At 69.5% G+C, this 7224-nt stretch carries 8 protein-coding genes; 5 read left to right on the top strand and 3 right to left on the bottom strand.

What is annotated here, in order from left to right; all coding sequences use genetic code 11:
• A partial coding sequence (gene miaB, locus AB0J68_RS22845) for a tRNA (N6-isopentenyl adenosine(37)-C2)-methylthiotransferase MiaB (protein ID WP_363940419.1) occupies nt 1-1464 on the bottom strand: 1464 nt, incomplete at its 3' end.
• 56 nt (nt 1465-1520) lie between these two features.
• On the opposite strand from miaB, the gene AB0J68_RS22840 reads away from it, so the two are divergent.
• The gene (locus AB0J68_RS22840; RefSeq protein WP_363940418.1) at nt 1521-1778 is read left to right on the top strand and encodes a DUF2277 family protein; all 258 of its coding nucleotides are present in this window, start codon (nt 1521-1523) and stop codon (nt 1776-1778) included.
• A 66-nt stretch (nt 1779-1844) separates the two neighbouring features.
• On the opposite strand, the gene AB0J68_RS22835 is transcribed toward AB0J68_RS22840, so the two are convergent.
• The gene (locus tag AB0J68_RS22835; protein WP_354862858.1) at nt 1845-2324 is read right to left on the bottom strand and encodes a hypothetical protein; all 480 of its coding nucleotides are present in this window, start codon (nt 2322-2324) and stop codon (nt 1845-1847) included.
• Nucleotides 2325-2563: 239 nt separating this feature from the next.
• Complete coding sequence (selD, locus tag AB0J68_RS22830) at nt 2564-3553, bottom strand: selenide, water dikinase SelD (protein ID WP_355064034.1); 990 nt, start codon at nt 3551-3553, stop codon at nt 2564-2566.
• Nucleotides 3554-3746: 193 nt separating this feature from the next.
• On the opposite strand from selD, the gene AB0J68_RS22825 reads away from it, so the two are divergent.
• From AB0J68_RS22825 to AB0J68_RS22810, 4 genes are all read left to right on the top strand, one after another.
• A complete protein-coding gene (locus AB0J68_RS22825) occupies nt 3747-4502 on the top strand; it encodes an amino acid ABC transporter ATP-binding protein (protein WP_363940417.1) in 756 nt (251 codons plus the stop codon).
• Between the two features lie 57 nt (nt 4503-4559).
• Complete coding sequence (locus AB0J68_RS22820; RefSeq protein ID WP_355133535.1) at nt 4560-5495, top strand: glutamate ABC transporter substrate-binding protein; 936 nt, start codon at nt 4560-4562, stop codon at nt 5493-5495.
• Nucleotides 5496-5575: 80 nt separating this feature from the next.
• Nucleotides 5576-6232: an amino acid ABC transporter permease gene (locus tag AB0J68_RS22815; RefSeq protein WP_363940416.1), complete on the top strand. Its 657-nt coding sequence runs from the start codon at nt 5576-5578 to the stop codon at nt 6230-6232.
• An 85-nt stretch (nt 6233-6317) separates the two neighbouring features.
• Nucleotides 6318-7190, top strand: coding sequence for an amino acid ABC transporter permease (locus AB0J68_RS22810; RefSeq protein ID WP_355133533.1), 873 nt, complete (start codon nt 6318-6320; stop codon nt 7188-7190).
• Nucleotides 7191-7224 lie beyond the last annotated feature (34 nt).

The following is a 7224-nucleotide window of genomic DNA, read 5'->3' as shown; positions in this document are numbered from 1 at the left end:
GACCGCGTGGGTGTTCTGCATGGTGGGCAGGCCCGTGCCGATGTCCAGGAACTGCCGGATGCCCGCCTCGGCGGCGTCGCCGGCCCGCGTGCGCCGGTGCGACAGCGGCGCTCCGTCGGCGTTGAGGTGATGCGGCGCGGCGTACGTGACTGTGGTGTGCACGATGTCGCCGGGCCGGATCGACCCGGCGAAACTGCCGGCGTCGAAGTGGACGAGCCGGCCGTCGCGGGCCCGGCCGGAGAGCCGCCCGGTCCGCTCGTCCTTGCGGCCCTCGCCGACCGCGACCAGCACCTCGACGGGCTCCCCCACCAGACGCTTGTTCTCCGCCCAGGAGATCTCCTCGACGGCCGCGACCAGCCGCTCGTAGCGCTCCTGCACGACCTGCTTGGGCAACTGGCCGTCCATGGTCGCGGCGGGAGTGCCGGGGCGCTTCGAGTACTGGAAGGTGAAGGCCGAGGAGAACCGGGCCTCGCGCACCACGTCCAGCGTGCGCTGGAAGTCGGCCTCCGTCTCGCCGGGGAAGCCGACGATGATGTCGGTGGTGATCGCCGCGTCCGGCATCGCCGCACGGACCTTCTCGATGATCCCCAGGTAACGCTCGGAGCGGTACGAGCGGCGCATCGCCTTCAGCACGTCGTCAGAGCCGGACTGCAACGGCATGTGCAGCGAGTGGCAGACGTTCGGCGTCTCGGCCATCGCGGCGATCACGTCGTCGGTGAAGTCCTTCGGGTGTGGGCTCGTGAACCGGACCCGCTCCAACCCGTCGATCTCGCCGCAGGCGCGCAGCAGCTTGCCGAACGCGTACCGGTCACCGAACTCGACGCCGTAGGAGTTGACGTTCTGCCCGAGCAGGGTCACCTCCAGCACGCCCTCGTCGACCAGGGCGCGCACCTCGGAGAGGATGTCGCCGGGACGGCGGTCCTTCTCCTTGCCGCGCAGAGAGGGCACGATGCAGAACGTGCAGGTGTTGTTGCAGCCCACCGAGATCGAGACCCAGCCGGCGTACGTGGACTCGCGGCGGGTCGGCAGCGTGGACGGGAAGACGTCCAGCGACTCCAGGATCTCCACCTCGGCGGCGGCGTTGTGCCGGGCCCGTTCCAACAGCACCGGCAGGGCACCGATGTTGTGCGTGCCGAAGACCACGTCCACCCAGGGCGCCCTGCGGACGATCTCGCCGCGGTCCTTCTGCGCCAGGCAACCACCGACGGCGATCTGCATCCCCGGGTGCTTGTCCTTCACGGGACGCAGATGACCGAGGTTGCCGTAGAGACGGTTGTCCGCGTTCTCCCGCACCGCGCAGGTGTTGAAGACGACGATGTCCGGGGTGTCGTCGGCCTGGGGCGCGCGCACGTAGCCGGCCTGTTCGAGCAGGCCGGAGATGCGCTCGGAGTCGTGCACGTTCATCTGGCAGCCATAGGTGCGCACCTGGTAGGTGCGCGGGCTGCCCGCCGCTGCGGTAGTCATGACCAGGACAGCGTATCCGGGTCGGCCGGATCACCCCGAACCGAGGAGCACCCGACATGTGCCGAAGCATCAAGACGTTGCGGGAGCCGTTCACCCCGCAGGTGACCGACGCGGACATCGAGGCGGCGGCGTTGCAGTACGTCCGGAAGATCTCGGGCTTCCGGGCGCCCGCCGCGCACAACGCCGCCGCGTTCGAGGCCGCGGTGGCCGCCGTGACGGAGGCCACCCGCACCCTGCTCGACCAGCTGGTCGTGCGGGGTGGCGGGTCGGGCACCGCCGACCGGCCGGCCACCGCCGCCACCGGGCGCGGCTGACCTCTTTGGCGCACCGGCCTCTTCGGCGCACCGGCACCGGCCGGGCTCGGCCGGCTGGGCACCGGGTCAGGCCGCGGCGAGCACCGGCGCGACGGTGTCGGGAGCCCAGCGCGAGCGGTGACACTGCGACCAGCCCCGGCAGCCCGGGTCACCCAGCGTGCACAGCCGCTTTCGGCTGAGCACCTCGCCGTCGTCGGTGTCCCGGACGTCGAAGTGCACCGGGCGGACCGTCCCGTCCGGTGCGACGAGCAGGTGCCGGCCAGCGTCGAGCGTGTCGTCGCGCAGCAGGCAGTTGCGGCCCAGCAGTCGGGCCAGCGCGGCGATGCTGGCGTGCTCGGAGAGCCGGTCGGGCACCCCGTAGCAGTCGACCACCGTCGAGAACTCGCCCGGCGCCTGCCAGACGTCACACACCACCGCGTACGCCGGCAGCCGGGCCGGGTCCGCCACTGCCAGCGGCATCACCACCCGACCGAGCGCCTCGGCCAGCGCCGGGTAGACCTCCACGGGTCGTACCCGATCGATTCTCCAGTTCCACAGCTCGGTCATTCCGCCTCCTCGCTGCGTTCGTCCCACCGGCCTCCGGATCGGGCCTTACTGACGATGGTGGGGGGCATTTGACCCCAGCCGGGGGCAAGTTACCGGTCTGTGACCATTCCGGGCAAAATTTCCCTGAGCGGCATTGCTCGGAGTAGCGGGAAGGTGACAGTTTATCGGCTATCGTGCGCCATCCGCACCACCGGGACCGCGTGTCCCGGCACTGCGTCCGGGCCTCGCCGCGCTGTCCGTCAGCGCAGGACGACCAGGTGCTCCCCGCGGGGCAGCAGCTCGCCCACCACTGGCGCGCCCGGCAGCTCACCGGCGACCAGCAGGCCGCCGGAAGTCTGCGCGTCGGCCAGCAGCAACCGCTCACCCTCGTCCGCCGCGCCGAAATCCGTCCAGGGCGTGACCCACTCCAGGTTGCGACGGCTGCCGCCGCTGACGTACCCGTCGCGCAGCGCCTCCCGCGCGCCGGCCAGGTACGGCACCCGGGCGGTGTCGATGGCCACCGTGAGCCGGCTGGCACGGGCCAGCTTCGAGGCGTGCCCGAGCAGGCCGAAGCCGGTCACGTCGGTGCCGCACCGGATACCGGCGGCTACCGCCGCCCGCGCAGCGTCCCGGTTGAGGGCGCTCATCGAGGCGACCGCCTCCGGGAAGCTCTCACCGGTCGCCTTGTGCCGGGTGTTGAGCACGCCCACCCCGAGCGGCTTGGTCAGCGACAGCGGCACCCCGGCCCGGCCGGCGTCCAGAGTGATCAGTTCCTCCGGGCGCACGGTGCCGGTGACCGCGAGGCCGTACTTCGGGCCGTCGTCGTCCACGCTGTGCCCACCGGCCAGGTGACAACCCGCCTCCCGGGCCACGTCCTGACCGCCGCGCAGCACCTCGCGCGCCAACTCGAGCGGCAGCACGTCGCGCGGCCAGCAGAGCAGGTTGAGCGCCACCAACGGGATGCCACCCATCGCATACACGTCGGACAACGCGTTGGCCGCGGCGATGCGCCCCCAGTCGTACGCGTCGTCGACGACCGGGGTGAAGAAGTCCGCGGTGCTGACCAGGCCCGTCCGCTCGTCCAGGCGGACCACCGCGGCGTCGTCGCCGTGGTCCAGGCCGACCAGCAGCTCGGCGGTGCCGGTGGCCGGGCCGAGACCGGCCACCATGACCTCCAGCTCGCCCGGCGGAATCTTGCAGGCGCAGCCACCGCCGCGCGCGTAACGGGTCAGCCGTACCGGTTCCGTCATCCCCCCATGATCTCGACAAGCCGGTCTCGACGCCACCGTTGCGGCCCGGTGGTGACCAAAATCGGACCCCCGACAACGATCGGGACCGGTGTTACCGCTCCGTGACCAACTGAGTTGCGTTCCGCCACATCACGCCGCCTACAGTTGCCCAACCGGGGGTCAACCGACCCCGATCCGGGAGACGACAGGGACGGTGGACGACGTGACGACGGGCGAACCGCTCATCGTGCTGGACGCGGTCAACAAGTGGTTCGGGCCGCTGCACGTGCTGGACGACGTCTCGCTGTCGGTGGGTCGGGGCGAGGTGGTCGTGGTGATCGGCCCGTCCGGCTCCGGCAAGTCGACGCTGTGCCGCGCCATCAACCGACTGGAACCGATCAACTCCGGCACCATCACCTTCGACGGCCAGCCGCTGCCGGCCGAGGGCAAGCCCCTCGCCAAGCTGCGCAGCGAGGTGGGCATGGTCTTCCAGTCCTTCAACCTCTTCGCCCACAAGACCATCCTGGAGAACGTCACCCTCGGCCCGATCAAGGTCCGCAAGGAGAAGCCGGCCGCTGCCCGCGAACGCGGCCTGGCCCTGCTCGACCGGGTCGGCATCGCCAACCAGGCGGACAAGTTCCCGGCCCAGCTCTCCGGCGGTCAGCAGCAGCGGGCAGCGATCGCCCGCGCCCTGGCCATGCAGCCCAAGGCGATGCTCTTCGACGAGCCGACCAGCGCCCTGGACCCGGAGATGGTCGGTGAGGTGCTGGACGTGATGACCTCGCTGGCCAGCGACGGCATGACGATGGTCGTGGTCACCCACGAGATGGGCTTCGCCCGGCACGCCGCCAACCGGGTCATCTTCATGGCCGACGGCAAGCTCGTCGAGGACGCCTCCCCGGCGGAGTTCTTCGCCAACCCGCGCAGCGAGCGGGCCAAGGACTTCCTCTCCAAGATCCTCACGCACTAGGCGTCCGTAGTGGAGCGTGCCGTACAACGGCGGGCTCCGTCGAAGAAGGAGAAGAGTATGCGTATGAAGCGCGTGGCGGCGGTCGCCATGATGGCCTCCCTCGCCCTGTCCGCCGCGGCCTGCGGCAAGGAGGGTGAGCCGACGCCGAGCGCCGGTGGAAACGCCTCCGGTGGCGCCCAGTCCGACACCTGCAAGAGCTCCGGCGCGACCTTCACCCCGAAGACGGACGCGGCCGTCGCCGGCAGCCCGACCTTCGAGAAGATCAAGGCGGCGGGCAAGGTCTCCATCGGCGTCAAGTTCGACCAGCCGAACCTCGGCTACAAGGACGCCCAGGGCAAGCGGTGCGGCTTCGACATCGAGATTGCCCAGTACGTGGCCAGCACGCTCGGCATCGACCCGGCGAAGATCGAGTACAAGGAGATCGCGTCGGCCAACCGGGAGACCGCGATCAAGGGTGGTGAGGTCGACTACTACGTCGGCACCTACTCGATCACCGACAAGCGCAAGAACGACATCTCGTTCGCCGGCCCGTACTTCGTCGCTGGCCAGGACCTGCTGGTCCGCAAGGACGAGACGTCGATCACCGGCAAGGACACCCTCAAGGGCAAGAAGGTCTGCTCGGCCACCGGCTCGACCCCGATCCAGAGGGTCCGCGACGAGGGTCTGACCGAGGCGAGCAACATCGTCGAGTTCAAGACCTACTCGGAGTGCGTCTCGCAGCTGCTCGACAAGAAGGTCGACGCCGTCACCACCGACGACGCCATCCTCAAGGGCTACGCGGCGCAGAACCCGGACGAGCTGAAGGTGGTCGGCCAGCCGTTCAGCACCGAGAAGTACGGCATCGGCCTGCCGAAGGACGACAAGGCGCTGCGCGACTACGTCAACGACCAGATCGAGGCCGCCTTCACCAACGGCACCTGGCAGAAGATCTACGACGGCACGCTCGGCCTGTCCGGCTCGGCGGGCACCCCGCCGAAGGTCGAGCGGTACTGATCGTCCGGCTCGACACGAGTTGCGGCGCCGGGCGGGGCTCGTCCCCGTCCGGCGCCCGTCCGAGGGACTGAGAGCGAGGCATGGGCGAGTTCTTCCGCGTACTGACGGACAACGGGCAACTGTTCGTCGACGGGTTCACCAACACCGTCAAACTTTTCCTGATCGCCGCGGTCGGCAGCCTCGTCCTCGGCACGCTGCTCGGCGCGATGCGGGTGTCCCCCGTGCCGGCCCTGCGGGCGTTCGGTGCCACGTACGTCAACCTGGTGCGCAACACCCCTCTGACGCTGGTCTTCGCGTTCCTCGTGTTCGCGGTGCCGAAGCTCGACCTCAACATCGACTACTTTCCCAGCGCCGCCATCGCGCTGACCGTCTACACCTCGGCGTTCGTCTGCGAGGTGATCCGTTCCGGCGTCAACACGGTCGCCGCGGGGCAGGCCGAGGCGGCCCGCGCGCTGGGCATGACCTTCGGTCAGGTGCTCACGCTCATCGTGCTGCCGCAGGCGCTGCGGGCGATGGTCCCGCCGATGATGAGCGTGTTCATCGCGATGCTGAAGAACACCACCATCGCCGCCGGTTTCTCGGTGCTGGAAGCCGGAGCGATCCCGGCGTACATGGCCGAGCGGGGCGAGCCGCAGTTCGCCGTCCTGCTCTGGATCACCATCGGCTTCCTGATCCTGATCCTGCCGCTGGTGGCCTTGCAGCGGTTCCTCGAACGCAAGTGGCGGGTGGCCCGGTGAGCCCCGCAGCGGCGAACGGAAGGTGCGCGGTGAGCGCGAGGAGTGAGCTTGCGAGCCCCGCAGTCGCGAACGGAAGGTGGCTGAGTTGAGCCAGGCGTCGATCCTCTACGACCTGCCCGGGCCCCGCGCCAAGCGACGCAACGCGATCCTGGGCGTCGCCTCCACCGCCGGCATCATCGCCCTGCTCGCCTACGTCGGCTACAAGTTCGCCGACACCGGCCAGTTCGAGGCTCGCAAGTGGGAGCAGTTCCAGTACGCCTCGGTGCAACGCGAACTGCTTGGCGGCCTGTGGGCGACGCTGAAGGCGGCCGGCATCGCCGCTGTCCTGGCGCTGCTCTTCGGCGCGATCTTCGCCAGCGGCCGACTGAGCGACAAGTGGATCCTGCGTACCCCGTCGACCTTCGTGGTGGAGCTGTTCCGGGCGATCCCGCTGCTGATCCTGATCTTCTTCGGCTACTACGTCCCACTGCAGTACGGCTGGTCGATCGACAAGCTGTGGGCGCTGGTCATCGGGCTGGTGCTGTACAACGGTTCGGTGCTCGCGGAGATCTTCCGGGCCGGCATCAACGCCGTGCCGTACGGGCAGACCGAAGGCGCGTACGCGATCGGCATGCGCAAGAACCAGGTGCTGCGACTGATCCTGCTGCCGCAGGCGGTCCGGTCGATGCTCCCGGCGATCGTCAGCCAGCTCGTCGTGCTGCTCAAGGACACCGCACTGGGCTTCATCATCACGTACCCCGAACTGCTGTTCGTGGGTAAGCAGATCGGCGGCCGGTTGCCGTTCGGGCTGCCGTACGTGCCGACGTATCTCATCGTGGCGGCGATCTACATCACCATCTGCGGTGCCCTGTCGATCCTGGCCTGGTGGTTGCAGAAGCGGATGGGCCGCACCCCGCGTACCGCCGCCAAGGTGCTGCCCGCCCAGAACGTCGGCGAGGACTCCGCCCGGATGATCTGACGGGACAGCGGAACGAGTGACGGGCGGGTGGCCA

The sequence above is a fragment of the Micromonospora sp. NPDC049580 genome, assembly GCF_040675595.1.
GTDB lineage: Bacteria > Actinomycetota > Actinomycetes > Mycobacteriales > Micromonosporaceae > Micromonospora.
The sequence above is the reverse complement of the archived record's forward strand: the minus strand, read 5'-3'. Positions and strand labels throughout refer to the sequence as shown.

Excerpts from the sequence above, each read along its gene's own strand:
- AB0J68_RS22840 (WP_363940418.1), top strand. The coding sequence starts at position 1,521 with ATGTGCCGAAGCATCAAGACGTTGCGGGAGCCGTTCACCCCGCAGGTG.
- AB0J68_RS22815 (WP_363940416.1), top strand. The coding sequence starts at position 5,576 with ATGGGCGAGTTCTTCCGCGTACTGACGGACAACGGGCAACTGTTCGTC.
- AB0J68_RS22835 (WP_354862858.1), bottom strand. The coding sequence starts at position 2,324 with ATGACCGAGCTGTGGAACTGGAGAATCGATCGGGTACGACCCGTGGAG.
- AB0J68_RS22820 (WP_355133535.1), top strand. The coding sequence starts at position 4,560 with ATGCGTATGAAGCGCGTGGCGGCGGTCGCCATGATGGCCTCCCTCGCC.
- selD (WP_355064034.1), bottom strand. The coding sequence starts at position 3,553 with ATGACGGAACCGGTACGGCTGACCCGTTACGCGCGCGGCGGTGGCTGC.